The 22,648-nt window shown below is 62.8% G+C and carries 25 protein-coding genes and 1 tRNA gene; 15 read left to right on the forward strand and 11 right to left on the reverse strand.

Annotation, left to right across the window (positions count from 1 at the left end):
* Positions 1–4 precede the first annotated feature (4 nt).
* The 4 genes from LB543_RS23050 (at position 5) to LB543_RS23065 (ending at position 5,905) form a co-directional block, all read left to right on the forward strand.
* Positions 5–745 carry a pyridoxine 5'-phosphate synthase gene (locus tag LB543_RS23050; RefSeq protein ID WP_224615655.1) on the forward strand — a complete coding sequence of 247 codons (741 nt, stop codon included), beginning with the start codon at positions 5–7 and terminating at the stop codon, positions 743–745.
* A gap of 95 nt (positions 746–840) precedes the next feature.
* On the forward strand, positions 841–2,754 hold the full coding sequence (locus LB543_RS23055; RefSeq protein WP_224615656.1) for a potassium transporter Kup: 1,914 nt from the start codon (positions 841–843) through the stop codon (positions 2,752–2,754).
* Positions 2,755–2,906: 152 nt separating this feature from the next.
* Positions 2,907–4,826: a potassium transporter Kup gene (locus tag LB543_RS23060; protein WP_224615657.1), complete on the forward strand. Its 1,920-nt coding sequence runs from the start codon at positions 2,907–2,909 to the stop codon at positions 4,824–4,826.
* Between the two features lie 38 nt (positions 4,827–4,864).
* A complete protein-coding gene (locus tag LB543_RS23065; protein WP_224615658.1) occupies positions 4,865–5,905 on the forward strand; it encodes an SDR family oxidoreductase in 1,041 nt (346 codons plus the stop codon).
* Positions 5,906–5,939: 34 nt separating this feature from the next.
* Here the strand turns inward: LB543_RS23065 and LB543_RS23070 are convergent, their stop codons facing one another.
* Positions 5,940–6,830, reverse strand: a complete 891-nt coding sequence (locus LB543_RS23070; RefSeq protein WP_224615659.1) for an SDR family oxidoreductase — start codon at positions 6,828–6,830, stop codon at positions 5,940–5,942.
* Positions 6,831–6,965: 135 nt separating this feature from the next.
* Between LB543_RS23070 and LB543_RS23075 the strand changes: the two genes are divergently transcribed.
* Positions 6,966–7,376 carry a winged helix-turn-helix transcriptional regulator gene (locus LB543_RS23075; RefSeq protein ID WP_224615660.1) on the forward strand — a complete coding sequence of 137 codons (411 nt, stop codon included), beginning with the start codon at positions 6,966–6,968 and terminating at the stop codon, positions 7,374–7,376.
* Between the two features lie 50 nt (positions 7,377–7,426).
* Here the strand turns inward: LB543_RS23075 and LB543_RS23080 are convergent, their stop codons facing one another.
* Positions 7,427–8,164: a glutathione S-transferase family protein gene (locus LB543_RS23080; RefSeq protein WP_224615661.1), complete on the reverse strand. Its 738-nt coding sequence runs from the start codon at positions 8,162–8,164 to the stop codon at positions 7,427–7,429.
* A 101-nt stretch (positions 8,165–8,265) separates the two neighbouring features.
* On the opposite strand from LB543_RS23080, the gene LB543_RS23085 reads away from it, so the two are divergent.
* On the forward strand, positions 8,266–8,718 hold the full coding sequence (locus tag LB543_RS23085; protein ID WP_224592519.1) for a MarR family winged helix-turn-helix transcriptional regulator: 453 nt from the start codon (positions 8,266–8,268) through the stop codon (positions 8,716–8,718).
* Positions 8,719–8,738: 20 nt separating this feature from the next.
* Here the strand turns inward: LB543_RS23085 and LB543_RS23090 are convergent, their stop codons facing one another.
* Positions 8,739–9,248, reverse strand: coding sequence for a hypothetical protein (locus LB543_RS23090; RefSeq protein ID WP_224615662.1), 510 nt, complete (start codon positions 9,246–9,248; stop codon positions 8,739–8,741).
* A gap of 377 nt (positions 9,249–9,625) precedes the next feature.
* Between LB543_RS23090 and LB543_RS23095 the strand changes: the two genes are divergently transcribed.
* Positions 9,626–10,279, forward strand: a complete 654-nt coding sequence (locus LB543_RS23095) for a TetR/AcrR family transcriptional regulator (protein WP_224615663.1) — start codon at positions 9,626–9,628, stop codon at positions 10,277–10,279.
* A gap of 134 nt (positions 10,280–10,413) precedes the next feature.
* Entirely contained in the window at positions 10,414–11,433 is a 1,020-nt protein-coding gene (gene ilvC / locus LB543_RS23100; RefSeq protein ID WP_023757108.1) for a ketol-acid reductoisomerase, read from the forward strand.
* A 76-nt stretch (positions 11,434–11,509) separates the two neighbouring features.
* Here ilvC and LB543_RS23105 read toward each other — a convergent pair whose 3' ends face one another.
* A complete protein-coding gene (locus LB543_RS23105; protein WP_224615664.1) occupies positions 11,510–12,091 on the reverse strand; it encodes a BA14K family protein in 582 nt (193 codons plus the stop codon).
* A 166-nt stretch (positions 12,092–12,257) separates the two neighbouring features.
* Between LB543_RS23105 and LB543_RS23110 the strand changes: the two genes are divergently transcribed.
* The 4 genes from LB543_RS23110 (at position 12,258) to LB543_RS23125 (ending at position 14,938) form a co-directional block, all read left to right on the forward strand.
* Positions 12,258–13,385: an endonuclease/exonuclease/phosphatase family protein gene (locus tag LB543_RS23110; RefSeq protein ID WP_224615665.1), complete on the forward strand. Its 1,128-nt coding sequence runs from the start codon at positions 12,258–12,260 to the stop codon at positions 13,383–13,385.
* Between the two features lie 19 nt (positions 13,386–13,404).
* A complete protein-coding gene (locus tag LB543_RS23115) occupies positions 13,405–14,121 on the forward strand; it encodes a hypothetical protein (RefSeq protein ID WP_224615666.1) in 717 nt (238 codons plus the stop codon).
* A 140-nt stretch (positions 14,122–14,261) separates the two neighbouring features.
* The gene (locus LB543_RS23120) at positions 14,262–14,516 is read left to right on the forward strand and encodes a FitA-like ribbon-helix-helix domain-containing protein (RefSeq protein WP_224615667.1); all 255 of its coding nucleotides are present in this window, start codon (positions 14,262–14,264) and stop codon (positions 14,514–14,516) included.
* On the forward strand, positions 14,513–14,938 hold the full coding sequence (locus LB543_RS23125) for a type II toxin-antitoxin system VapC family toxin (RefSeq protein WP_224615668.1): 426 nt from the start codon (positions 14,513–14,515) through the stop codon (positions 14,936–14,938). The genes LB543_RS23120 and LB543_RS23125 overlap by 4 nt, the downstream gene beginning before the upstream one ends.
* A 64-nt stretch (positions 14,939–15,002) precedes the next feature.
* On the opposite strand, the gene LB543_RS23130 is transcribed toward LB543_RS23125, so the two are convergent.
* From LB543_RS23130 to LB543_RS23140, 3 genes are read right to left on the reverse strand one after another with little or no spacing between them, the layout of a single operon-like run.
* Positions 15,003–16,220, reverse strand: a complete 1,218-nt coding sequence (locus LB543_RS23130) for an ABC transporter permease (protein WP_224615669.1) — start codon at positions 16,218–16,220, stop codon at positions 15,003–15,005.
* Positions 16,221–16,222: 2 nt separating this feature from the next.
* Positions 16,223–16,924, reverse strand: a complete 702-nt coding sequence (locus LB543_RS23135; protein WP_224615670.1) for an ABC transporter ATP-binding protein — start codon at positions 16,922–16,924, stop codon at positions 16,223–16,225.
* A gap of 4 nt (positions 16,925–16,928) precedes the next feature.
* Positions 16,929–18,215, reverse strand: a complete 1,287-nt coding sequence (locus LB543_RS23140; RefSeq protein WP_140758056.1) for an efflux RND transporter periplasmic adaptor subunit — start codon at positions 18,213–18,215, stop codon at positions 16,929–16,931.
* A 101-nt stretch (positions 18,216–18,316) separates the two neighbouring features.
* Between LB543_RS23140 and LB543_RS23145 the strand changes: the two genes are divergently transcribed.
* Positions 18,317–19,225, forward strand: a complete 909-nt coding sequence (locus LB543_RS23145) for a PhzF family phenazine biosynthesis protein (RefSeq protein ID WP_224615671.1) — start codon at positions 18,317–18,319, stop codon at positions 19,223–19,225.
* A 106-nt stretch (positions 19,226–19,331) separates the two neighbouring features.
* Positions 19,332–19,407, forward strand: a tRNA-Lys gene (locus tag LB543_RS23150).
* Positions 19,408–19,524: 117 nt separating this feature from the next.
* Here LB543_RS23150 and LB543_RS23155 read toward each other — a convergent pair.
* A complete protein-coding gene (locus tag LB543_RS23155) occupies positions 19,525–19,836 on the reverse strand; it encodes a hypothetical protein (protein WP_140758054.1) in 312 nt (103 codons plus the stop codon).
* A 301-nt stretch (positions 19,837–20,137) separates the two neighbouring features.
* On the opposite strand from LB543_RS23155, the gene LB543_RS34205 reads away from it, so the two are divergent.
* Positions 20,138–20,365 (forward strand): DUF559 domain-containing protein, encoded by a 228-nt coding sequence (locus LB543_RS34205; protein ID WP_224598499.1) that lies wholly within the window; start codon positions 20,138–20,140, stop codon positions 20,363–20,365.
* Here the strand turns inward: LB543_RS34205 and LB543_RS23165 are convergent.
* The 3 genes from LB543_RS23165 to cobS form a co-directional block, all read right to left on the reverse strand.
* On the reverse strand, positions 20,334–20,732 hold the full coding sequence (locus LB543_RS23165) for a hypothetical protein (protein WP_224598497.1): 399 nt from the start codon (positions 20,730–20,732) through the stop codon (positions 20,334–20,336). The genes LB543_RS34205 and LB543_RS23165 overlap by 32 nt on opposite strands.
* Positions 20,733–20,822: 90 nt before the next feature.
* Positions 20,823–21,833 carry a nicotinate-nucleotide--dimethylbenzimidazole phosphoribosyltransferase gene (gene cobT, locus LB543_RS23170; RefSeq protein WP_224615672.1) on the reverse strand — a complete coding sequence of 337 codons (1,011 nt, stop codon included), beginning with the start codon at positions 21,831–21,833 and terminating at the stop codon, positions 20,823–20,825.
* A 38-nt stretch (positions 21,834–21,871) separates the two neighbouring features.
* Positions 21,872–22,648, reverse strand: a complete 777-nt coding sequence (gene cobS / locus LB543_RS23175) for an adenosylcobinamide-GDP ribazoletransferase (RefSeq protein WP_224615673.1) — start codon at positions 22,646–22,648, stop codon at positions 21,872–21,874.

Raw genomic sequence — 22,648 nt, forward strand, 5'->3', positions numbered from 1 at the left:
AACCATGCCCGCCAAGCTTTCTGTCAACCTCAACGCCATTGCCATGCTGCGCAACCGGCGCGACCTGCCGTGGCCAAGCGTGATCGGTGTCGGCCGCCTTGCCCTTGCCGCCGGAGCGCATGGGCTGACGGTGCATCCGCGCCCCGACGAACGTCACACCCGGCATTCCGACCTGCCCGAGATCAGGGCGCTGATCGACGATGAGTTCCCGCAGGCGGAATTCAATATCGAGGGCTACCCAAGCGAGGATTTCCTGGCGCTCGTGGAAAAGCACCAGCCCGAACAGGTGACGCTGGTGCCTGACGATCCCGCGCAGGCAACCTCCGACCATGGCTGGAACTTCGTTGCCGATGCGGCGTTCCTGACGCCGATCGTCAGGCGTCTGAAGAAGGGCGGTTTCAGGGTCTCGCTGTTTTCCGACGCGGATCCCGCCGGCATAGGGGCTGCGCGCGATACGGGCGCCGATCGTATCGAACTCTATACCGGCCCTTATGGCAGCTACCATTCCGATTCCGGCAAGGCGACCAAGGAATTGGAAAGATTGGGGAAAACGGCAGACGCGGCATTTGCCGCCGGCCTCCAGGTCAACGCCGGACACGATCTGACGGTGGCCAATCTGCCTGATCTGGCAAGGCGCATTCCGGCATTGGCCGAAGTGTCGATCGGACATGGGTTGACAGCCGACGCGTTGGAGTATGGCATGGCCGGCACAGTGGGTCGGTTTCTCAGCGCTTGCGGCTGGTAGGGGTAATGCTTCGTATTGGTATGGCAGCCATCGCGTGCACTTGATATCGTATCGCAGCATGCATAGAGCAACGCGCGCTTTTCGGAGAGTGGTCGATGGCCCTTGCCAATAGCGGGAGCGAGGCTGAAACCGTCGAGCAGTCGAGCCATTCGGAGGTCGAGCAGCACAGTACCAAGGTCCTGATGCTGGGCGCGCTCGGTGTCGTCTATGGCGATATAGGCACAAGTCCGATTTACGCTTTTCGCGAGGCGCTTCACGCCTCAGCCGGCATCGATACGCGCGTTCACGTGCTTGGCGTGCTGTCGCTTATCGTCTGGGCGCTGACGATCATCGTAACCATCAAATACGTCGCCTTCGTGCTTCGCGCCGACAACAAGGGCGAAGGCGGCACGCTGTCGCTGATGTCGTTGGCACGCAGCGCCTATCCCAAGGGCGCCCGGCTGATCCTCGTGATCGGTCTTTGCGGCGCGGCGCTGTTTTTCGGCGATTCGATCATAACGCCGGCCATCTCGGTGCTGTCGGCGGTCGAAGGCCTGACGGTGGTGACCCCGAAGCTGGACGCCTATGTGGTGCCGATCACGCTGGTCATCCTTGCCATCCTGTTTTCCGTGCAGCGCTTCGGCACGGGAAAGGTGGCGGCGGTGTTCGGGCCGGTGACGGCGCTGTGGTTCCTGGCGATCGGTGTCGCGGGCCTCTGGCACTTGATGGATGATCCATCGATCCTGCTCGCCATCAATCCCTATTACGCGGTCGCCTATCTGGCCAGCACACCCACCGCCGCCTTCGTCACTGTCGGCGCCGTGTTCCTGGCAGTAACCGGGGCCGAGGCGCTCTATGTGGATCTCGGCCATTTCGGACGCAAGCCGATCGTGCTGGCATGGTTTTCCGTGGTTTTCCCCTGCCTGCTGCTCAACTATTTCGGGCAGGGCGCCTTTGTGCTCGCCAATGACGGAAAACCGACCAATCCATTCTTCCAGATGCTGCCCGACTGGGCGCTGATGCCGATGGTGGGACTTGCAACGGCCGCGACGGTCATTGCCAGCCAGGCGGTCATTTCGGGTGCTTTTTCGCTGACCCGGCAGGCGGTGCAACTCAACCTTCTGCCACGTATCGAGGTCCAGCATACCTCGGAAATGCAGTCCGGGCAGATCTACATGCCCCGCGTCAACCTGCTGATCGCCCTGGGGGTGATGCTGCTGGTGGTCGGCTTCGGCAGTTCGAGTTCGCTGGCTTCCGCCTATGGCATCTCGGTGACTGGCGAAATGCTGATGACGACGATCCTGCTGTTCGTGGTGATGCGCAAGATGTGGAAATGGAAGCTGGCGCTCGCCCTAGCGCTGACCTTGCTTTTCGGCATCATCGACAGCGGCTTCTTCCTGGCCAATGTCGTGAAGATCGTGGAAGGCGGCTGGGTCTCGATCACCGTTGCCTGCCTGATGGGGCTGATCATGTGGACGTGGATACGCGGCAGCCGCTATCTCTTCGACAAGACTCGCCGCAACGAGATCCCGCTCGATTTCCTCGCCGGCAACCTTTTGAAGAAAAAGCCGCAGCTGGTCTCGGGCACCGCCGTATTCCTGACCAGCGATCCGCTCAGCGCGCCGACCGCGCTGATGCACAGCCTCAAGCACTACAAGGTGCTGCACGAGCAGAACGTCATCCTCTCGGTGGTGACGGCGCCGCAGCCCGTCGTGCCCGACAGCGAACGCGTCAAGATGGAGACGGTCAACGAGCTGTTCATGCGGGTGACGCTGACTTTCGGCTACATGGAACAGCCAAACATTCCACGCGCGCTGGCGATCTGCCGCAAGCAGGGCTGGAAGTTCGACATCATGACGACGTCCTTCTTCCTGTCGCGGCGCTCGCTCAAGGCTTCGCCCAATTCCGGCATGCCCGTGTGGCAGGACCGGCTGTTCATCGGCCTGGCGCGCTCGGCGGCCGATGCGACGGAGTATTTCCAGATACCCACCGGCCGCGTCGTTGAAATCGGCACGCAGGTCGCCATTTAACAGACACGCGCTTGCCGGGCCGCGGGTCTGCCCTCCGCGAGAAGTCGCCCCGCAAGAGCCGCGCGCTGCCGACATGAGTGCCATAACGCTACGGCACTTGATATTGCACTGCAGCAAGCGTAGAGCACCGCGCGTTTATCGGAGTGTCGTGCATGGCCCTTGCCAATGCTGGTAGTGAGGCAGAACCCGTCGACCAATCGAGCCATCCCGAAATCGAGCAGCACAGCACCAAGGTGTTGATGCTGGGCGCACTCGGCGTGGTCTATGGCGATATCGGCACCAGCCCGATCTATGCGCTCCGGGAGGCGTTGCACGCTTCGTCCGGCAGCGATGTCGCGACCCGTGCCGATATTCTCGGCGTGCTGTCGCTGATCATCTGGTCGCTGACTATTACCGTCACGGTAAAGTACATCATGTTCGTGCTGCGTGCCGACAACCGCGGCGAGGGCGGCGTGCTGTCGCTGATGGCGCTGGCCCGCGGCAGTTTTCCGAAGCGCTCGGCGGTGATTCTCGGCATCGGCATCGTCGGCGCCTCGCTGTTTTTCGGTGACGCGGTCATCACGCCGGCGATTTCGGTGCTTTCGGCGGTCGAGGGCATGAATGTCGTCACCCCCACTTTCCAGCCCTATGTCGTACCATTGACTCTGGTCATCCTCGCCGTGGTGTTTGCCGTCCAGCGCTTCGGTACCGGCGGCGTTGGGCTGGTGTTCGGGCCGGTGACCGCGGTGTGGTTCCTGGCCATCGGTCTATCCGGCATCAATCACATCATCGTCGATCCGGAAATCCTGTGGGCCGTCAGCCCGCACTATATCGTCGCTTTCCTGATCAATTCGCCCGACGTCGCCTTCGTGACGGTCGGCGCCGTCTTCCTTGCCGTGACCGGCGCGGAAGCGCTCTATGCCGATCTCGGCCATTTCGGCCGCAAGCCGATCGTGCTTGCCTGGCTGGCGATCGTGTTCCCTTGCCTGCTGCTCAATTATGCAGGGCAAGGCGCCTTCATACTGGCGAATGGCGGCGTGGTGGGCCATCCGTTCTTCGAGATGAACGGGGGTTGGACGCTGATCCCGATGGTGGTGCTGGCGACGGCGGCTACCGTCATTGCCAGCCAGGCGGTCATTTCAGGGGCTTTTTCGCTGACCCGGCAGGCGGTGCAGCTCAACATGCTGCCGCGGCTGGAAATCCTGCACACATCGGAAAAGCAGTCCGGCCAGATCTACATGCCGCGCGTCAACCTGCTGCTGGCCCTGGTGGTGATGATGCTGGTGGTCGGCTTCGGCGAATCGAGCAAATTGGCCTCCGCCTACGGCATCTCGGTAACCGGCAACATGCTGGTGACGACGGTGCTGCTCTATGTCGTCATGACCCGTATCTGGAAATGGAAGCTGTCGCTGGCGGTCCCGCTGACGGTGCTGTTCGCCTTCATCGACATCGGCTTCTTCGCCTCCAACATCGTCAAGGTGTTCGAAGGCGGCTGGGCGTCGCTGGTCGTGGCCTTCACCATCGTGCTGGGCATGTGGACCTGGGTGCGCGGCAGCCGCTATCTGTTCGACAAGACCCGCCGCAACGAGATCCCGCTCGATTTCCTCGCCGGCAACCTTTTGAAGAAAAAGCCGCAGCTGGTATCCGGCACCGCGGTGTTCCTGACCAGCGATCCGCTCAGCGCGCCGACCTCGCTGATGCACAGCCTCAAGCACTGCAAGGTGCTGCACGAACAGAATGTCATCCTTTCGGTGGTGACCGCCCCTCAGCCGGTGGTGCCCGACAGCGACCGCGTCAAGATGGAGACGGTCAACGAGCTGTTCATGCGGGTGACGCTGACCTTCGGCTACATGGAACAGCCTAACATCCCGCGCGCGTTGGCGATCTGCCGCAAGCAGGGCTGGAAGTTCGACATCATGACGACGTCCTTCTTCCTGTCGCGGCGCTCGCTCAAGGCTTCGCCCAATTCCGGCATGCCGGTATGGCAGGACAGGCTGTTCATCGGCCTGGCGCGCACGGCGGCGGACGCCACTGAATATTTCCAGATCCCGACCGGACGTGTGGTAGAAATCGGCACACAGGTGGCGATCTGACGAGTTCGATCGTCTCGACCTGAGCGGGGAGGGCTGAGATGAGCGGCGAATTGGTGCTTGTCACCGGCGGATCGGGTTTCCTCGGCGCACACTGTATCCTTGCCCTGTTGAAGGCGGGCTATCGCGTGCGCACGACGGTGCGCTCCGCCAAGCGCGAAGCCGACGTCATCGCCATGCTGAAGGCCGGCGGCGCCGAGCCGGGCGACAGGCTTTCCTTTGCCATGGCCGACCTCATGGGCGACGCTGGCTGGCCGCAAGCGGTCGCCGGCTGCGATTATGTCCTGCATGTCGCGTCACCGTTCCCGCCCGGCGTGCCGAAGCATGAGGATGACTTGATCATCCCGGCTCGCGAAGGCGCCTTGCGCGTGCTCAGGGCGGCGCGGGACGCCGGCGTCAAACGCGTCGTGCTGACATCGTCCTTCGCGGCCATCGGCTATGGCAAGATGCCGCCCGACGGCCGGCCCTTCACCGAGGAGAGCTGGACCGATCCAACGGCCAAGGTCAGCGCCTATGTGAAGTCGAAGACGCTAGCCGAGCGTGCGGCGTGGAATTTCATCGCCGCCGAGGGTGGCAGTCTGGAGTTGGCGGTCGTCAATCCGGTCGGAATTTTCGGGCCTGTCCTCGGATCAGACCATTCGACGTCCACCGAATTTGTCCAGCGCATGATGAACGGTGCCATGCCGGGACTGCCGCGCCTGTCCTTCGGCGTGGTCGATGCGCGCGACGTGGCCGACCTGCATGTGCGCGCCATGACCAATCCCGCCGCCAAGGGCGAGCGGTTTCTGGCCGTCGCTGGCGATTTCATGACTGTGCGGGCGATCGCGCGGACTGTGAAGACGCGGCTCGGCGCCGCCGCCTCGCGGGTCTCGACGCGGGAGCTTCCCGATTGGATGGTGCGGGCGGTGGGGCTGTTCAACGCGGAAGCCGCGCAACTGGTGACGGAACTCGGCAAGGTCAAGAACGCCACCAACGCCAAGGCGGTGCGCATGCTCGGCTGGGCGCCGCGCTCGCGCGAGGACGCGCTGGCCGCCACCGGAGAAAGCCTGATCCGGCTTGGGTTGGTCAAAACCCCGAAATAGCGCGGCGGGAGAAAGACTTCCCGCCGCGCGGGTTTCAGCCTGCCAGTGCGGCCTTGTTGGCCTCGAGGAACTGCTTCAGCGGTACCGACTTCCGACCGGAAAGCTTTTCGACGGAGTCCGTCACCATGCCAAGGTCGCCGGCGCGCGTGGCAGCATCGAAGGATACGAGAAGCCGGGCGATGGGCTCGGGAAGGCCCGCGCCTTTCATCCCCTCGGCCAAGGCCTCGTCCGAAAGCTGAATGACCTGGATCGGCTTGCCGGTGACTTCGGTGACGAGTGCGGCGACTTCGGCTGATGTATAGGCCCTGGGTCCGGTCAGTGTGTAGGTCTTGCTTTCGGTCGCGTCCGAAGCCAGCCCCGCCGCAATGGCCGCGGCGAGGTCGTCACGCGCGCCATAGGAAATGGCGCCGTCGCCCGCGGACGTATACCATTGGCCCGAGACGAGGATCCGCGGCATCGCCATGAACAGGTTCTCGTCATACCAGCCGTTGCGGAAGATCGTGTAGGGAATGCCGCTGGCCTTGATCGCCTGTTCGGTGTCGTAATGGTCGGGCGCGAAGAGCACCGGTGAACCCGGCTCCGTGTTGGGCAGGGAGGTGTAAAGCAGGTGGCCGACGCCGGCCTTGCTGGCTGCAGCGACCGCCGCGAGCTGCTGTTCGCGGCGCTTTCCCTGGATCGCCAGCTCGTTGGTCGAAATGATCAGCGCCCGGTCGGCGCCGGCGAAGGCTTTGGCAAGCGAGGCCTGATCGTCGAAATCGGCCTCGCGAACGGTGATGCCGCGCGCCGACAGGTCGGCAAGATTCGCGGGCGTGCGGGTCGTGGCGATGATCCGCGCCGCCGGTATCTCGAACGTGTCCAGCAGATGGTTGATGACGCTGCGGCCGAGCTGGCCGGACGCGCCGGTGACGAGAAGAGTTGCGGTCATGGAGGATCCTGACATTGCGCCGGAAGGGCGGTTCGGGTGGCGGTCTCAAAAAGAGACCAGCACTAAAATAGGAATTGACCCACTGCCGTAAAGAAGGCAGTTTTTCGGGAGGTAGGCACACGCAGGGAACCAGCCATGGACAGCCGGACCGTCAATCTGAAATCCAAACTCGAAGTCTACAAAGCGATGACCGACGGCGGAAACATTGCGGATTGCCCGGTCCGCGACGTCATCCAGGGACTCAATGGCAAATGGAGTTCACTGTTGACGGCGGCCCTTGCCGAGCAGCCCTATCGCTTCGGCGAGCTGCGGCGGCTGGTTCCCGATATCTCGCAGCGCATGCTGACCCAGACGCTCTACGATCTGCAGCGCGACGGCTATGTGCATCGCGAAGTGTTTCCAACCAAGCCGCCCAGTGTCGAATACAGCCTGACCGACCTTGGGCGATCGATGTTCGACGCTTTGCAGTATCTGTTGCAGTGGGCTGAAAACAACCACGACGCGGTGCGCGACGCGCGCAATGCCTTCGACTCGACTCAGGCTTGAACAGACGCAGTTCCTGGCCTCGATGGTGGCCGGCACGGTGATCGATCCGTTCAGGCGGGCTGGGCTTGCCGAAGCGCGGTGGCCGGATCGCCTTGCCGAATGAGACTCGAGAGAAAAGACTCCTTCGCCCGCAGGAAAGCATGCAGGCGCTGCGGATAGTCGGGCGCGACGGCGCCCTTGATCGAAGTGCGTTCGCTCAACGCCTCGCGCCAGGCCTGGACAAGCGGCTTGCCGTCCAGGATGCCGAAATCGCCGATGCGGTCGAAGGTGTCGAGATAGCGGAAGACCGGACCGTAAACGGCATCGACGAGGGAAAAGCGACTACCAGCGAACCATGGCCCGCCGTGTCCGGCGCCGTCCGACAGTTCAGCCTCGACACGGTCGAACATCGCCGACAGCACGCTGGACTCGGCGAGGAGGCCGGCCTCGCTCGATGCTGAATAGAACCGGCCGATGGCGTTGAGGATGGCTGAGCCGTACTCGATCCAGGCGCGGTGCCGGGCGCGGGCATAAGGGTCGGCCGGGTGGAGCGGATTGGCCTGTGTTTCCTCGAGGAATTCGAGGATGACCGCGGATTCGAAGATCATCGTCTCGTCGCCATTTTGCCGTACGCGCAGCAGCGGCACCTTGCCGAGCGGCGAGATCGCCTTGAACCAGTCCGGCTTGTTGGCGAGGTCGATGTCGACGCGTTCGAACGGGACGCCTTTCTCGGCCAGCGAGATCGCCGCACGCTGGACATAGGGGCAAAGGGGGTGGCTGACGAGACTGAGGGTGTCGGGATGTTGCATGGGGATGTGCCTCTCGATATCGATGCAATTGCATCTATGTAGATGCACCTGCATTGATCGTCAAGCTTGATGCAATTGCATCTATCTCTTATGGTGCAGCCATGACAGAGATGCCTTCGCCGGATGCAATCAAGGTCTGGGCTCGCCTGATGCGGGTTTCGCGCCAATTGATGGAACGCGCCGAGGAGGCTCTGAAGGAGGGCGGCCTGCCGCCGCTTGCATGGTACGACGTGCTGCACGAGCTTGCCGAGGCCGGCGAGGGCGGCTTGCGCCCGTTTCAATTGATCGAGCGCACCCTTTTTGCGCAATACAACATCTCGCGGCTGTTGGCCCGGCTCGAGACCGACGGCCTGGTCGAAAAACTGCCGGTGGCCGATGACGGTCGTGGGCAAACCATCCGCATCACGGCCAGGGGACGTGAGACGCGCCGCCGGATGTGGGCGGTCTACGGACGTTCGATCGCCGAACTGGTGGGTGCCAAGCTTTCATCGGATGAGCTGAGCATGATCTCGGAACTGCTTGGCCAGCTGCGCCATCCGCCCGCCGCGGACTGATCTCTGTCGTGTATTCGGAATCAGAGTAGCCGGAACGGTCGGCTGGGCAAAACCTGACCTCCGCCCAGACCGACGAGTCCAAAAATTGATTTGTCGATCTCGTGCTGCGGCGCGCTCAGGAAATTCGACTGAACATGGACTTCATCGGGTTTGCGCCAGATCAGAAGCGGGTATCCGAGCCGCAACGATTTCGGCAAAGCGGTGGGGTCACGCATTTGCAGCGTGACGCCCCAGTTGTGGACTGGCCGTGCGCTCACGACATCCATCCATCTGACCGACAAACCAGAGCGATTGTCGATCAGGCTCTGTTTGTCGATAATCAAGACTGGTTCATTCGATCGGGCGTCCCGGAAGCAAAAAAGCGCGGCAGCCGATGAAAGCGGGACCATCCCAAGGGCGAAAAGTCCAAACAGTGTCAGCGCTATGTTTTCAAAAAATGTGTGGTGGGGCGTGCCGAGAAACAACGTCAATGCGGCAATGGCCATTATCAGCGTAACAAATGTCCAGAAAGCGCCGACAAAGACGGTCATTCGTCTGTTCACACACGCTGTAATCGGAAGCTGGACCGATACCGGGGAGACCACGGACTTCCGGAAAGTAGGCTCCCCTGGAATGACAATGAATTGGTCAGGGTCGGATGCTGTCACAGCTCTGCCATCGCTCGTCGGAACTCAAGTTGCGCTTGGTCAAGAATAGCTTTTCGGCATTACGGTCAGATTTACAACAAGCATGGCTTTGTAGGTTTCGATCCGTTCTACAGCAGATCTCTGCATCGAAGGTGCTGGCGGTTCTCGCTGCGGCGAAAGGGCTTGCGTACGCCGACGCAATACGTCATAGAAGTGGCGAACCGTAACGTACGGTACGGCTTGCCGAAATTGACTGGCTTGGCCGTTCGCGAGGGAAGAACGTGTTGCACAGCGTGCCCGACATCGACAACAGCGAGACGCTGACGGAGCGGCAGCAGGCCGTCCTGGATGCGGCTTTGCGGTTGCTGGTCGAGGACGGCGACAACCTGACCATGACCGCCGTCGCGCGGCGAGCGAGCTGTTCGAAGGAAACGCTCTACAAATGGTTCGGTGACCGCGACGGCCTGCTGACCGCGACCGTGCAGTGGCAGGCGTCCAAGGTGCGTGTGGCGCAGGTCGACGGCAAGGGGCTCGACCTTGTCTCGCTGGCGGCGAGCCTGGAGCGCTTTGCCCGCGACTGGCTCAAGGTCATTTCAAGCGATACCTCGATCGCGCTCAATAGGGTGGCGGTCGGTCATGCGGGTTCGGGTAAGGACAATCTCGGCGCCGTCGTGCTGGAGAATGGGCGCTTTGCACTGGCCAAGAGGCTGAAGCCGGTGCTGGAGGCCGGCCGGCAGGCCGGGCTCGTTGAATTTGCGGATGCCGAGACGGCGTTCCGTACCTTTTTCGGGCTGGTTGGCCGGGATGTGCAGATCCGTCTGCTGCTCGGTGACCGGCTGGAATTGACTGAGGCGGCGATCGGCGGCGATGCCATCCGCGCGACGCAACAGTTTCTCGCTCTTTTCGGAGCAAAAACCGGGCCTCAAGGCCCATAGAGCCGGATGATTTCAGGTCAAATCGACCTGAAATCTGAATCCGGCTCTACATCAAGAGATGGAGCATGATGTCGTCCGAAAACCGCTTCACACTTTTCGGCATCATGCTCTCTTCAAAACGGGAAGGAAGTAAAATGCGTGTCTATTACGATCGTGATGCCGATCTCAACCTGATCAAGGGCAAGAAGGTCGCCATCATCGGCTATGGCAGCCAGGGCAGGGCGCATGCGCTCAACCTCAAGGATTCCGGCGCCAAGGAGATCGCCATCGGCCTCAAGGCCGGCTCGGCGACCGCCAAGAAGGTGGAGGCCGACGGGCTCAAGGTGATGAGCGTCGCCGACGCCGCCAAATGGGCGGACCTGATGATGATGGCGACGCCCGACGAATTGCAGGCCGACATCTACAAGAACGAAATCGCGCCGAACATCCGCGACGGTGCCGCGATCGCCTTCGCGCACGGCCTCAATGTGCATTTCGGCCTCATCGAGCCGAAGTCGACCGTCGACGTCGTCATGATCGCGCCGAAGGGCCCGGGCCACACGGTGCGCGGCGAATACCAGAAGGGTGGCGGCGTGCCGTGCCTGGTCGCCGTCAACCAGGACGCCTCGGGCAATGCGCTCGACCTCGCTCTGTCCTACGCCTGCGGCGTCGGCGGCGGCCGTTCGGGCATCATCGAGACCAATTTCCGCGAGGAATGCGAGACCGACCTGTTCGGCGAGCAGGTCGTTCTGTGCGGCGGCCTGGTCGAACTGATCCGCGCCGGCTTCGAGACGCTGGTGGAAGCCGGTTACGCGCCGGAAATGGCCTATTTCGAGTGCCTGCACGAGGTCAAGCTGATCGTCGACCTAATCTATGAAGGCGGCATCGCCAACATGAACTACTCAATCTCCAACACCGCCGAGTGGGGCGAATATGTCTCGGGTCCGCGCATCATCACCGCCGAGACCAAGGCCGAGATGAAGCGCGTGCTGAAGGACATCCAGACGGGAAAATTCACCTCGGAATGGATGCAGGAATACCGTGCCGGCATGTCGCGCTTCAAGGGCATCCGCCGCATGAACGACAGCCACCAGATCGAGGAGGTCGGCGCCAAGCTGCGCGCGATGATGCCGTGGATTTCCAAGAACAAGCTGGTCGACAAGGCCAAGAACTGAGCGATCCAGACTCACCATGAAAAACGGCGCCGCGTGGCGCCGTTTTTTACTTCAGATAGCCAGGTTCGGTTACAGCTCAACTGTAAGGCGACCGGCACTGCTGGCGCGGGCCGTTGTAGGGCTGGAACGTGTTGTCCCAGGCGCGATACGACCGATACCTGTTATAGCACCACTGGACATGGGCGCTGGAAAGCCGACCCGCACGGTAGTAGCGACGCGGGTGATAGTATCGCGGATAGGAGTCATAGTAATAGGGATCATAATAGTCGTTGTAGGCTAGGCTGCCCAATCCAAGGCCGAGGCCTAGACCCAAAATGGCTGCGTCACCATCATCGAAGTTTCGACGATGATGCCGCCAGCGCCAGTTGTTATTGCCATTCCAGTTGCCGCCGTTCCAGTTACGGGAAAAATGACGTTGACCGCTGAAGTTGCCGGAGCGGAATCTGAAGTCGCCGCCGCCGTTGTGCCAGCGCCAGATCGGGCGATTGTTGCCGCCGGCCCAGCTGTCGCGGACGGGGATGATCTGCGGCGCGGGCGCCGTGGTTGCGGTCGAGAGATCGGGTTGCAGAATCGGGCCGGCGAGCGACGGCACCGTCAGCCCCGCAATAAGGCCGAGGCTCATCAGCCCGGACCGGAAGGAAGAAAAGAGCGGTTTCATTTCACTCTCCAAGAAGTAAAGGCCCCACGCCCAACATACCCGGGAAGAGGCCCTATTGATGGGACTTTTCCTATGAACGGAAGATGAACAGAAAGGTTCCGTCAACCATGACGGGCATGCGCCTTGACTCTTGTGTTGGCTGTCGCTTGCAGGCAAAGGTCAGGACATGTCGCTGCGCCTTGCCACCTTCAATGTCGAGAACCTGATGAACAGGTTCGATTTTTCCGGCTATCGCAACCAGCTCAACGAAGACCGGACGCTGGCGCTGTTCGATATCCAGAGCGAGGCCGAATACAGGATGCTGGAACAGGCGCGCGCCATCGCGCAATCCGACGATACGCGCCAGCTGACTGCGCTGGCCATCGCCGCCACCCGTGCCGACATCATTTGCATGCAGGAGGTCGACAACATCGAGGCCCTGAAGGCCTTCGAATATGGCTATCTGTTCAAGATGGTGGGGCAGGGTTACCGCCAGAAATACACCACATCGGGCAATGATTCGCGCGGCATCGATGTCGCCCTGATGATGCGCAACGAAACCGCGCAGGGGCAGCCGATCGAATTCGTGCGCATGACCAGCCACGCCTATGTCACCTACGAGCAGTTCGGGTTGCACACGCCGGAGCTTGCAGCCCTCGGCAACCAGGCCAATGAACGCATCTTCCGGCGCGACTGCCTGGAAGTCGATGTCACCGTGGGCGGTGTGCCGCTGACGCTCTATCTCGTGCACTTCAAGTCGATGGGGTCGCCCCGCAACGGGTTCGACGGACGCGAAGCGACAATGCCGGTGCGCATCGCCGAGGCGCAGGCCGTGCGGCGCATCATCGAGGAGCGTTTCGGTGTGGAGACTGCCGACAAGACCGGGGCCGCCGACAAGCGCTGGGCGATCTGCGGCGACATGAACGATTACCGCCAGCGCGTGAAGATCGACGGCGATGAGATCGACGGCTACCGTTTCCAGGTGATCGACGAGAACCTGTCCTGCATCAATGTGCTGACAGCGGGCGGCTTCTGCGAAAACGTCGTCGAGCGGCGGCCGGAAATGAACCGATGGAGCTTCTATCACACACGCGGGCCGCAAGAGCGGCATCTGTGCCAACTCGACTACATCCTGCTGTCGAAGGGGCTGGCGGCGAAGAACGCCACCGCGGTACCCGACATCATCCGCAACGGCCAACCCTGGCGCACGATCTTTCCCGCCGGCCAGGAAGTCGAGCGCTTCCCGCGCACCGGCTGGGATCGGCCCAAGGCTTCGGACCATTGCCCGGTGGCGATCACGTTGGACATGGTCTGATGGGAGGGCCTGAGCCGACATGAGTTTTGATCTTCCGCGCAATGTCATCCTGCCGGTCGACGCCATCGATGTGCGCCTCGATGCCGGACCGCATCCCTTCGCGGTGGATAATGCCGAGGCGATCGCCGAGAACTGGCGGCAGGAGATAGCGGCCAATCCGGCGCTGTTCGACGGCACGGTGGTTCTGCTTTCAGAACTTGCCTATCGCGACCGCAGCCTCGTTGGCCGCTGCCATGCGGTCAACTACTCGACCTTCATGCTCTGGCGCAAGCGACGGGAGAATTCCGGAGCCGAGCACGCCTATGGCCATGCCATGCTGGTGGCGGGGGACAATGCACTGGTGGCGATCCGCATGGGACGACACACAGTGGGTGCCGGCAGCGTCTATTTCGCCGCCGGATCGTTCGAGCCGATCGATTTCCGTGATGGGCTAGTCGATGTCGATTTCAACATGATCCGGGAGGTGCGCGAGGAAACCGGCCTCGACCTGTCGGATGCCAGGCGCGGCGTGCGCTGGCACGCCCTGTCGGCGGCAAGCGGCACCGTCATCTTCCGCCGTTATCATGTCGATGGGTCGGCCGACGAGATCGCGCGCCGAATCTCGGCCTTCGTCGCCACCGAAGCCGATCCGGAGATCGAGCGCCCGGTGATTATCCGCCATGCCGGCGACCTGCCAGACGGGCTGTCGCCGCACATGAAGCCGCTGATCGAGTGGCATTTCGCGAACAGAAATTAAATTCCGTGCCGTTGTCACGGATCGGCAGCGCGATGGTCCGAGCGGCTCTTGCAGATGAACAGCTATAAGGGCTGTTGCGTAATGATAGCAGATTTGCGATATTGCTATCGATGACATCATTGTAGCTTTGGATGATATCAATGAGTGCTGTCACTATCCGCAATTTGCCAGAGGAAACGCTCCGCGCCCTGAAAGTGCGGGCAGCGCATCACGGCCGCAGCACCGAAGCCGAAATGCGTGAAATCCTGGAAACGGCCGTGCGGCCGGCCAATCGGGTCAAGCTCGGCTCGCTGCTCGCCGCCATCGGCCGCGAGGCCGGGTTGTCGGATGGGGACGTCGATGCCTTGCAGCAGCTCCGCGACAAAACACCGGGCGGGCCGGTGAGACTCGAATGATCCTCATCGACACCAATGTCATTTCCGAGCCGTGGAGACCTGCACCCGATCCCCGCGTCATCGGGTGGATCGACGCCCAGGCGGTCGAAACCCTGTATCTCTCGGCTATCACCGTAGCCGAGTTGCGTTTCGGCATCGCGGCGATGCCTGCCGGCAAGCGCCGCACGATCCTGCAGGATCGTCTCGAGCAGGACGCGTTGCCGCTGTTTGCTGGCCGCATTCTGCCCTTCGACCTCGATGCGTCGCGCGCCTATGCCAACCTCATGGTACAGGCGAGAGCCGCGGGCAAGGCGATCGGCAACGCGGACGGCTACATCGCGGCCACTGCCGTAGCGCACGGTCTCACGATCGCCACACGCGACACCGGTCCATTCGCGGCCGCCGGGTTGAACACCGTCAATCCGTGGGAAGCAGCGATATAACCGGGCGTTCCATCCTAAGCCGTAGGCGAGCAATAGATCAGAAGACCGGCCGGCGTGTCGACGCTTATTCGTGCCTTAACGCGTCGATCGGATTGAGGCGGGCGCCGCGCAGGGCCGGGAAGAAGCCGAACACCATGCCGATCAGCGCGGAGAAGCCGACGGCGAGCAGGATGACTGCCGGGCTTGGCGCGAAGGGTATGGTCAGAGTCATCGAGGCGAGGCCGGCCAGCGCCAGGCCAATCAGGATGCCGATAATGCCGCCGAGCAGCGACAGCACGGTCGCCTCGACCAGGAACTGGATGAGGATGTGCTTTTCATGCGCGCCGATGGCGAGCCTGATACCGATTTCGCGGGTGCGCTCGGTGACCGACACCAGCATGATGTTCATGATGCCGATGCCGCCGACAAGCAGGCTGACGCCGGCGACCGCACCCAGCATGCCGGTCATGGTGGTGGTGGCGCTGGCCATGGCATCGGCGATCTGGGTCATGTCGCGGATGCCGAAATCGCTCTCGCGGTCGGGAGTTATGCGGCGCGCATCGCGCAAAATGTCCTCGACGCGCGGCTGCAATTCGGTGGTCGGCGTGCGGTCGTCGGCGGCGATGTAGATGTTGTCGATGTCGCGGTTGCCGGCGATGCGGCGCTGATAGGCGGCGAGCGGCATCAGCACGACATTGTCCTGGTCCTGGCCGAAGCCGGTATAGCCCTTGGGTTCGAGCAGGCCGATGATCTTGCATGAGGTACGGTTGACGCGGATGATCTCGCCCTCGGGATCGCCGGCGCCGAAGAACTGCTGGCGCACCGTCTCGCCGATCAGGCACACGCCGGTGCCCGAGCGGGTTTCGGAATCGCTGAACGGACGGCCGGACACCAGCTTCCAGTCGCGCGCGTCGAGATAGGCGCTGTCGGTGCCGGTAACGCCTGAAGTCAGGCTTTCGGTGCCGAAGATGACGCGGACCTGCTTTTGCGAGGCCGGCGAAATGGCGCGCGCGCCGGTGAGATGCGCGACCAGCGCCGCCAGGTCCTTTTCCGCCAGCGGCCGCACCGCCTGGTCGAGCCCGCCCGGACCGCCGGGACCGGCTGGGCGCCCGGCTCGCACGACCAGCAGATTGCTGCCGAGCTTGGAAATGTCTGCCTTGACCTTTTGCGTGGTGCCGGAGCCGATGGTCAGCATGGCAATGACGGCGGCGACGCCGATGACGATGCCGAGCAGCGTCAGGAACGAGCGCAGCACGTTGCGGCGGATCGAGCGCAGCGAGAGGCGGACGGTTTCCCAGATCATGGTTATGCCGTCTCCAGTTTCGCGGTGTCGGAGGCGACGTGGCCGTCGAGGAAGCGGATGGTGCGCTCGGCATATTCGGCGACATCGGCCTCGTGTGTGACCATGGCGATGGTCAGGCCAAGCTCCTTGTTCAGCTTCGTCAGCAACTCCATGATCTCATGGGTGCGTGCAGTGTCGAGATTTCCGGTCGGCTCGTCGGCGACGAGCAGCGTCGGCCTAGTGACGATGGCGCGCGCGATCGCCACACGCTGCTGCTGGCCGCCGGAAAGTTCCGCCGGCGTGTGATGCTCGCGGCCGACGAGGCCGACCTGGGCCAGCGCCTGCATGGCAAGGTCGCGGCGTTCGCGGGCGGCGACGCCGCGATAGATCAGCGGCAGTTCGACATTTTCGGCCGCAGTGGTGCGGGCCAGCAGATTGTAGCCCTGGAAGACAAAGCCGACATAGAGGTTGCGCAGCATGGCGCGGCGGTTGCGGTCGAGCCGGCCGGCATCGACGCCCATGAAGGAGTAGGTTCCGGCCGTCGGTGTGTCGAGGCAACCGATGATGTTCATCGCCGTCGATTTGCCGGAGCCGGAAGGACCCATGATGGCGACGAATTCGCCGCGCCGGATGGCAAGGTCGACGCCGGCCAGCGCATGCACCTTGGCTTCGCCCTGGCCGTAGCTCTTCCAGACCTTGTCGAAGCTGATGAGGGGCGCGGCCACGGCCTCAGCTCCGCGATTGCGAGGCGGTGATGATCTGCGCGCCTTCCTCCAGGCCGGAGGTGATCTCGGTCAGTTCGCCATCGGTCGAGCCGATCTTGACGTTGACCGGATGCGGCCGGCCGTTCTCCAGCACATAGAGCGTGCGAGAACCATCGGTCGGTGGCTTCGCCGCCTGGCGCTGGCGGTTGGGGCGGCCCATGCGGCCGGTGAACAGGTCGCTGAGGCTCCAGCCGCGCGCGGCCTGCTGCGCCGGGCGGTAGCGGAAGGCGCCGGCGGGCACGGTGAGCACATCCTTGGCCTGCCGGGTGACCACCGAAACGGTAGCGGTCATGCCCGGGCGCAGCAGGAGTTCGCTGTTGTCGACCTCGAGCCGCGCATTGTAGGTGACGACGCCGTCCGTCGTGACCGAGGCATAGGAGATGTCGCGGATTTCGGCATCGAACGGCCGGTCGGGGAAGGCGTCGACGGTGAAGCGGGCGTGCTGGCCTGACTTGACCGCACCGATGTCGGCTTCGTCGACCGCCGCCACCAGCTCCATGTTCCTCAAATCCGCGGCGATGATAAACAGCACCGGCGCCTGCAGCGAAGAGGCTACCGTCTGGCCGGGGTCGACCGAACGGGTCAGCACGATGCCATCGATCGGCGCGTAGATGGTGCTGTTGGCCAGGTCGGTCTGCTGCGATTTCAGGTCGGCATTGGCGATGGCCAGATTGGCCGCGGCGCTGTCGAGCGCCGCCCTGGAGCGGTCGCGCGTCGCGGTCGCCGCCTCGAGCGACTGGTCGGTGGCCATGCCGCGCTTGGTCAACGCGGCCGCGCGGACAAGCGCGCTTTCGTTCTCGGCCAGCGTTACCTTGGCGTCCTCGACATTGGCAGCCGCGGCTTTCGCGGACGCTTCGGCTCGTTCGATCTGGACCTGCAGCTTGGCGGTGTCGAGCGCCGCCAGCACGTCGCCCTTCTTCACCTGCTGGTTCTCATTGACCGCGACCGAGCGTATGATGCCGGAGAGCTGGCTTGATATGTCGACTTGGGTGAGCGGCTGCAGCGTGCCCGTCGCCGACACCTGGACGGTAAGGTCGGCCTTGGCCGCCGGCACTGTCGTGTAGTCTATCCTGGTCGGCGTGCCGGCGTACCATTGATAGCCCGCAAAAGCCGCGACGAGGACGATCAGCGCCAGCAACGCATAGAGCCAGCCACGCCGGCGCGTCTTGCGCAGACCTTGTCTGTCGAGTCCAAGCGCCGTCTCGATGGCGGAATCCGATTCCGTCTTTGGCAGATTGACAATCTGGTCCACGTCGGACCCCTGTGATGCGTAATGTCCCTATCTGTGCACAGATCAGGCTTACCGGTTCAAATATCAAATTAAATTTCGCCCATGTTGGGATTGAGGCAGGAATGCAAACCCGGAATTACTTGCTTTACGATGTGTTTACGACCCAGCGACTGGCCGGCAACCCGCTGGCGGTGGTGTTGGATTGCAAAGGTCTGGACACCGCCGCGATGCAGGCCATCGCGCGCGAGTTCAACCTGTCCGAATCGGTATTCGTGCTGCCGCCTGATAACCCAAAGCACCGAAACCGCATCCGCATCTTCACGCCCGACTATGAAATGCCATTCGCGGGCCACCCGACGGTGGGCTCGGCTATCGCGCTGGCGGAACTGGCCGGTGAGGGTGGAGCCGGCATCTTCGTGCTGGAAGAAAACATCGGTCCGGTACGTTGCGCGGTCAGCAAGCACGATGGCGCCACCTTCGCCGAATTCGACCTGGCGAAACTGCCGGAGCCGTTGAAGCTCGATGCCGATCCGGAGGCGGTCGGGGCGGCGCTTGGCCTGGCGCCGCACGAGATCGGCTTCGAGAATCACCGTGTCGCCTTCTGGTCGGCGGGCGTGCCCTATGTGACCATTCCGGTCGCCAACCTCGAGGCGGCGGGCCGGATCAGGCTGGACAACCAGGCGTGGTCGGAACTGGCACCGCGCAAGACCGAATGGGCCTTCGCCAGTCCGTACGTCTATTGCCGCGAGACGGTGAATCACGAAAGCGCTTTTCATGTGCGCATGATCGTGCCCGGCACGCCGTCCTATGAGGACCCGGCGACGGGCTCCGCTGCGGCCGCTTTCGCCGGCGCCATCATGCATTTCGACGGCCCGACGGACGGGGTTTCGCAGCTATGGATCGAGCAGGGACTGGAGATGGGGCGGCCATCGCGCATCCGCCTCGAACTGACGGTAGAGCGCGGAAAACTGGCGTCGGCGCGCATTGGCGGGCATGCGATCAAGGTGGCGGAAGGCAAGCTTTTCGTCTGATCGGGAGAGGCCTCGGTCGATTTGTCGGGAAATGATTCCAGCAGGGCTGGACAGGATCGGCATCGGCGGCTATATGGCCGCCAACGCCGGTTTTTGCCGGCCGAGTGGGTGCGTAGCTCAGTTGGTAGAGCAGCTGACTCTTAATCAGCGGGTCCACAGTTCAATCCTGTGCGCACCCACCAAATTCTAACAAAATCAATTTGTTGGACGAGGTGAGGGACCCTGGTGGATGCAGGCGGAAGTCCGTGTCCGCTCTATGTCCAGATATTTTGAGCCAGCACCGAAATTGCATACTGGATCTAGATGCGCGTCATGCCGTTCTCCCGGCTGCCAAAATGTCGCGCTGGCGGCGGCCGATCTGTACTTGGCCCTTGGTTTGATCCACGGCCCACTTCGATGATTCCCACTAGTGCGCGAATAAACTCAACCATATCGTTTGCGGTGATGGCTGCCTTGTCGGGGTTTTGCCCGATGTGCTCGGCGGCTTCGCAACATGAGCGGCGGATGAGATCGTAGTGTGTATCCCTTTCGTCCTCCGGCAACGCCGCCAACTTCATGGCTCGGTTATAAATCAACCGCAGCAATAGTTCGAGAGCTGCTCCGACACTCATGCGTTTGCTCCGCATTGGTCGAGCGTCCCGGCGCCTGAGGGCGCGCGTTTGGAACGTCCGATGAGGAGGTGTTTCCCGTCCCCGTATGCAAGGCTGCATCACAGCCGTTAATATATTCTTTCTTGCTAATGTAAGTTCGCCGGAGCCTGCAGAAGGGCCGAGCGGCGCCCGGCGCTTCTTCTTGCGGTCGAAATTTCAGTAGGCCCGAGCCAGGACATCGCGAGCCTCCCTCGGGGGCATCCGAAAATTTATGAGGATTTGTACACAAGGCGTCCGCGCATGGGCGCATCATATCGCGAGGATGTCGGGCAACGCCGCACTGCCCGTGCGTTGGGCCCATGACGCAAAACGAGATCGCTGGCTATATGGACAAGGCTGGACCGTCCTTCGGTTCATGGGTACCGAAACTCACGAGAATTTGGATCGTTGTCTCGACGAAATATGTACGTTGGTCGGCGTTGAGCGCTTGAACAGGCCTCAGCGGGGCTGCAGGTGCCTTACTGCGCCGGTTTGCCGATGCTGGCCTTGAACTTGACCTTCATGGCGATCTGCCCGGTCACTGTCATCTGCGATCCCGCAGCACCTCCCATGCCGCGATCCCTGGCGTTGACGTTCGTGGTCACGCTGGTGACCTCGCATGTGTCGGCAACGGTATCGAGCACCATGGCGCAGCTGCCGGCCGCGACCTTGTAGAATGAACGCAGCGCGGTTTGCTGCTGCGCCGCGACATCCTCGTCGTCCTTGACGGGAAGGGTCATGGTCAGACTGGATTGGATTTTGGCCAGCCCGTCGTCGCCGGCGCGCCGGAAGCGGCCATTCTCATCGACATACTGCGAAAAAGCCGGCGCAACAGTGCCGCAAAGCAGCGCAATGATAGTTATCGCCTTCAAATACATCGTCTGATCTCCACATGAGATTTACTGGTCTCATGAAACAATCAAAACGGCGTTATTATTTTGGCTCAATCACGTTGAAAGTTTGACGGATCACTTCTCCGACACTCCCGCCTCGGCAAAGCTCGCCATTCTCGCATGGCACTCCAGCGCCGAGCGCACGATGTTGACGGCCAGGCAGGCGCCGGAGCCTTCGCCGAGCCGCATGCCGAGATCGAGCAGCGGCCGCAGGGCGAGCGCTTCGAGCAGGCCGCGATGGCCCGATTCGGCGGAGACGTGTGCGGCGATCGTATGAGCAAGGCCGGTCGGGTGCAGTTTCGCCAGCGGTGCGGCGGCGGCGGTGCAGACGAAGCCATCGAGCAGCACGGGTATGCCCAGATGCCGCGCGGCGAGCGTGGCGCCGAAGATAGCGGCGAGTTCGCGCCCGCCAAGGGAGGCTGCGATCGCCAGCGGATCGGCAAGGGCTGCGGCGTGGCGCTTCAGGCCGGCTTCGATGGCGACCACCTTGCGCTTCAGGCCGGCATCGTCGACGCCGGTGCCGCGCCCGGTCCATTTTTCGGCACCGCCGCCGAACAGGGCAGCCGAAATGGCGGCGGCCGGCGTGGTGTTGCCGATGCCCATTTCGCCAAAGCAGACGAGGTCGATGTCTTTGGTCACCGCGTCATGGCCTGCGGACACTGCGGCGAGAAAAGCTTTCTCGTCCATCGCGGATGTCTGCGTGAAGTCGCCGGTCGGATGGTCGAGGTCGAGCGGGATGACGTCGAGCTCGGCGCCGGCGATGCGGGCGAGCTGGTTGATGGCGGCACCTCCGCCGGCAAAATTGGCCACCATCTGCACGGTGACTTCCGAAGGGTAGGCCGACACGCCTTGCGCGGTGACGCCGTGGTTGCCGGCGAAGACGAAGACTTTCACGCGGTCGAGCTTCGGCATGTCACGGCCTTGCCAGCGCGCCAGCCAGGCGGCGATCGATTCGAGCCGGCCGAGGCTGCCTTGCGGCTTGGTCAGTGTATCCTGGCGGCGGGCAACGGCATTGGCCGCCGCCTCGCTGCCGGCTGGCAGGTCGAGGCAGGCTGCGCGCAGTTCATTGAGGGATTTGAAGGGCATGGCGGCAAGGTCTCCAGAAGGGAATCAGGTCGAGGGGGTCAGGAAAGAGCTACGGAAGCGACGAGAAGCACTGCGACTTCGCTCAATTGCTGCAAGGCGCCAACCGTGTCGCCGGTCTGGCCATCGATCTGGTTGAGGCAAAGGGCGTGGAAGGCGGCAAACAGCAGGCCAAGCAGGATGAGCGCGGCGATGGCGCCGCCGGGGCCAAGCAGGAGCAGCGGAATAGCGCCGATCACGGCGCCGGCTATCGCCATTTCGAGCGAGACGGCGCCGGCCCCGGCCGACAGGCCGTCGGACCGCGCCGCCGGCAAGAGATGCATGAAGGCGCCGAGCACGCCGCGCGAAGCCGCATGCGCCGCCACCAGGGCGAAGAGGGCTTGCGTGGGATCGGGGAGTTCCGAAAGCGTGCTCCAGCGGATCAGCAGCGACAGCGCCAGTGCCATGGCCCCATAGGCGCCGATGCGGCTGTCGCGCATGATCTCGAGCTTGCGTCCGCGCGACTTGCCGCCGCCGAAGCCGTCGGCGACGTCGGAGAGCCCATCCTCGTGCAGGCAGCCTGTGGTGAGCACGGTTGCAACAAGGGCCAGGGCGGCCGACGGTCCTATGGCAAGGCCAAAGCGTTCCGCCGTGGCAAAGACGATCGCGCCGATCAAGCCGACGACGAGGCCGGCAATAGGAGCGGCCCAGATCGCGGCGGAGAGGCTGCGGCCACGAAAATCGAACACCGGCAGCGGCAGGCGCGTGAAGAAGACCAGGCAAAGGGCGATGTCGTCGAGGACTTGCCGAGGTGACAGGGTGATTCTTCGGAACTTCAT

It is taken from the genome of Mesorhizobium sp. ESP7-2 (assembly GCF_020164715.1).
In the GTDB taxonomy this organism is placed as follows: Bacteria; Pseudomonadota; Alphaproteobacteria; order Rhizobiales; family Rhizobiaceae; genus Mesorhizobium.

Bases quoted from the DNA above. Each gene is read 5' to 3' on its own strand.
- LB543_RS23050 (WP_224615655.1), top strand. From the start codon at position 5: ATGCCCGCCAAGCTTTCTGTCAACCTCAACGCCATTGCCATGCTGCGC.
- LB543_RS23055 (WP_224615656.1), top strand. From the start codon at position 841: ATGGCCCTTGCCAATAGCGGGAGCGAGGCTGAAACCGTCGAGCAGTCG.
- LB543_RS23060 (WP_224615657.1), top strand. From the start codon at position 2,907: ATGGCCCTTGCCAATGCTGGTAGTGAGGCAGAACCCGTCGACCAATCG.
- LB543_RS23065 (WP_224615658.1), top strand. From the start codon at position 4,865: ATGAGCGGCGAATTGGTGCTTGTCACCGGCGGATCGGGTTTCCTCGGC.
- LB543_RS23070 (WP_224615659.1), bottom strand. From the start codon at position 6,830: ATGACCGCAACTCTTCTCGTCACCGGCGCGTCCGGCCAGCTCGGCCGC.
- LB543_RS23075 (WP_224615660.1), top strand. From the start codon at position 6,966: ATGGACAGCCGGACCGTCAATCTGAAATCCAAACTCGAAGTCTACAAA.
- LB543_RS23080 (WP_224615661.1), bottom strand. From the start codon at position 8,164: ATGCAACATCCCGACACCCTCAGTCTCGTCAGCCACCCCCTTTGCCCC.
- LB543_RS23085 (WP_224592519.1), top strand. From the start codon at position 8,266: ATGACAGAGATGCCTTCGCCGGATGCAATCAAGGTCTGGGCTCGCCTG.
- LB543_RS23090 (WP_224615662.1), bottom strand. From the start codon at position 9,248: ATGACCGTCTTTGTCGGCGCTTTCTGGACATTTGTTACGCTGATAATG.
- ilvC (WP_023757108.1), top strand. From the start codon at position 10,414: ATGCGTGTCTATTACGATCGTGATGCCGATCTCAACCTGATCAAGGGC.
- LB543_RS23105 (WP_224615664.1), bottom strand. From the start codon at position 12,091: ATGAAACCGCTCTTTTCTTCCTTCCGGTCCGGGCTGATGAGCCTCGGC.
- LB543_RS23110 (WP_224615665.1), top strand. From the start codon at position 12,258: ATGTCGCTGCGCCTTGCCACCTTCAATGTCGAGAACCTGATGAACAGG.
- LB543_RS23115 (WP_224615666.1), top strand. From the start codon at position 13,405: ATGAGTTTTGATCTTCCGCGCAATGTCATCCTGCCGGTCGACGCCATC.
- LB543_RS23120 (WP_224615667.1), top strand. From the start codon at position 14,262: ATGAGTGCTGTCACTATCCGCAATTTGCCAGAGGAAACGCTCCGCGCC.
- LB543_RS23125 (WP_224615668.1), top strand. From the start codon at position 14,513: ATGATCCTCATCGACACCAATGTCATTTCCGAGCCGTGGAGACCTGCA.
- LB543_RS23130 (WP_224615669.1), bottom strand. From the start codon at position 16,220: ATGATCTGGGAAACCGTCCGCCTCTCGCTGCGCTCGATCCGCCGCAAC.
- LB543_RS23145 (WP_224615671.1), top strand. From the start codon at position 18,317: ATGCAAACCCGGAATTACTTGCTTTACGATGTGTTTACGACCCAGCGA.
- LB543_RS23155 (WP_140758054.1), bottom strand. From the start codon at position 19,836: ATGAGTGTCGGAGCAGCTCTCGAACTATTGCTGCGGTTGATTTATAAC.
- LB543_RS34205 (WP_224598499.1), top strand. From the start codon at position 20,138: ATGTCGGGCAACGCCGCACTGCCCGTGCGTTGGGCCCATGACGCAAAA.
- LB543_RS23165 (WP_224598497.1), bottom strand. From the start codon at position 20,732: ATGTATTTGAAGGCGATAACTATCATTGCGCTGCTTTGCGGCACTGTT.
- cobT (WP_224615672.1), bottom strand. From the start codon at position 21,833: ATGCCCTTCAAATCCCTCAATGAACTGCGCGCAGCCTGCCTCGACCTG.
- cobS (WP_224615673.1), bottom strand. From the start codon at position 22,648: ATGAAGTTCCGAAGAATCACCCTGTCACCTCGGCAAGTCCTCGACGAC.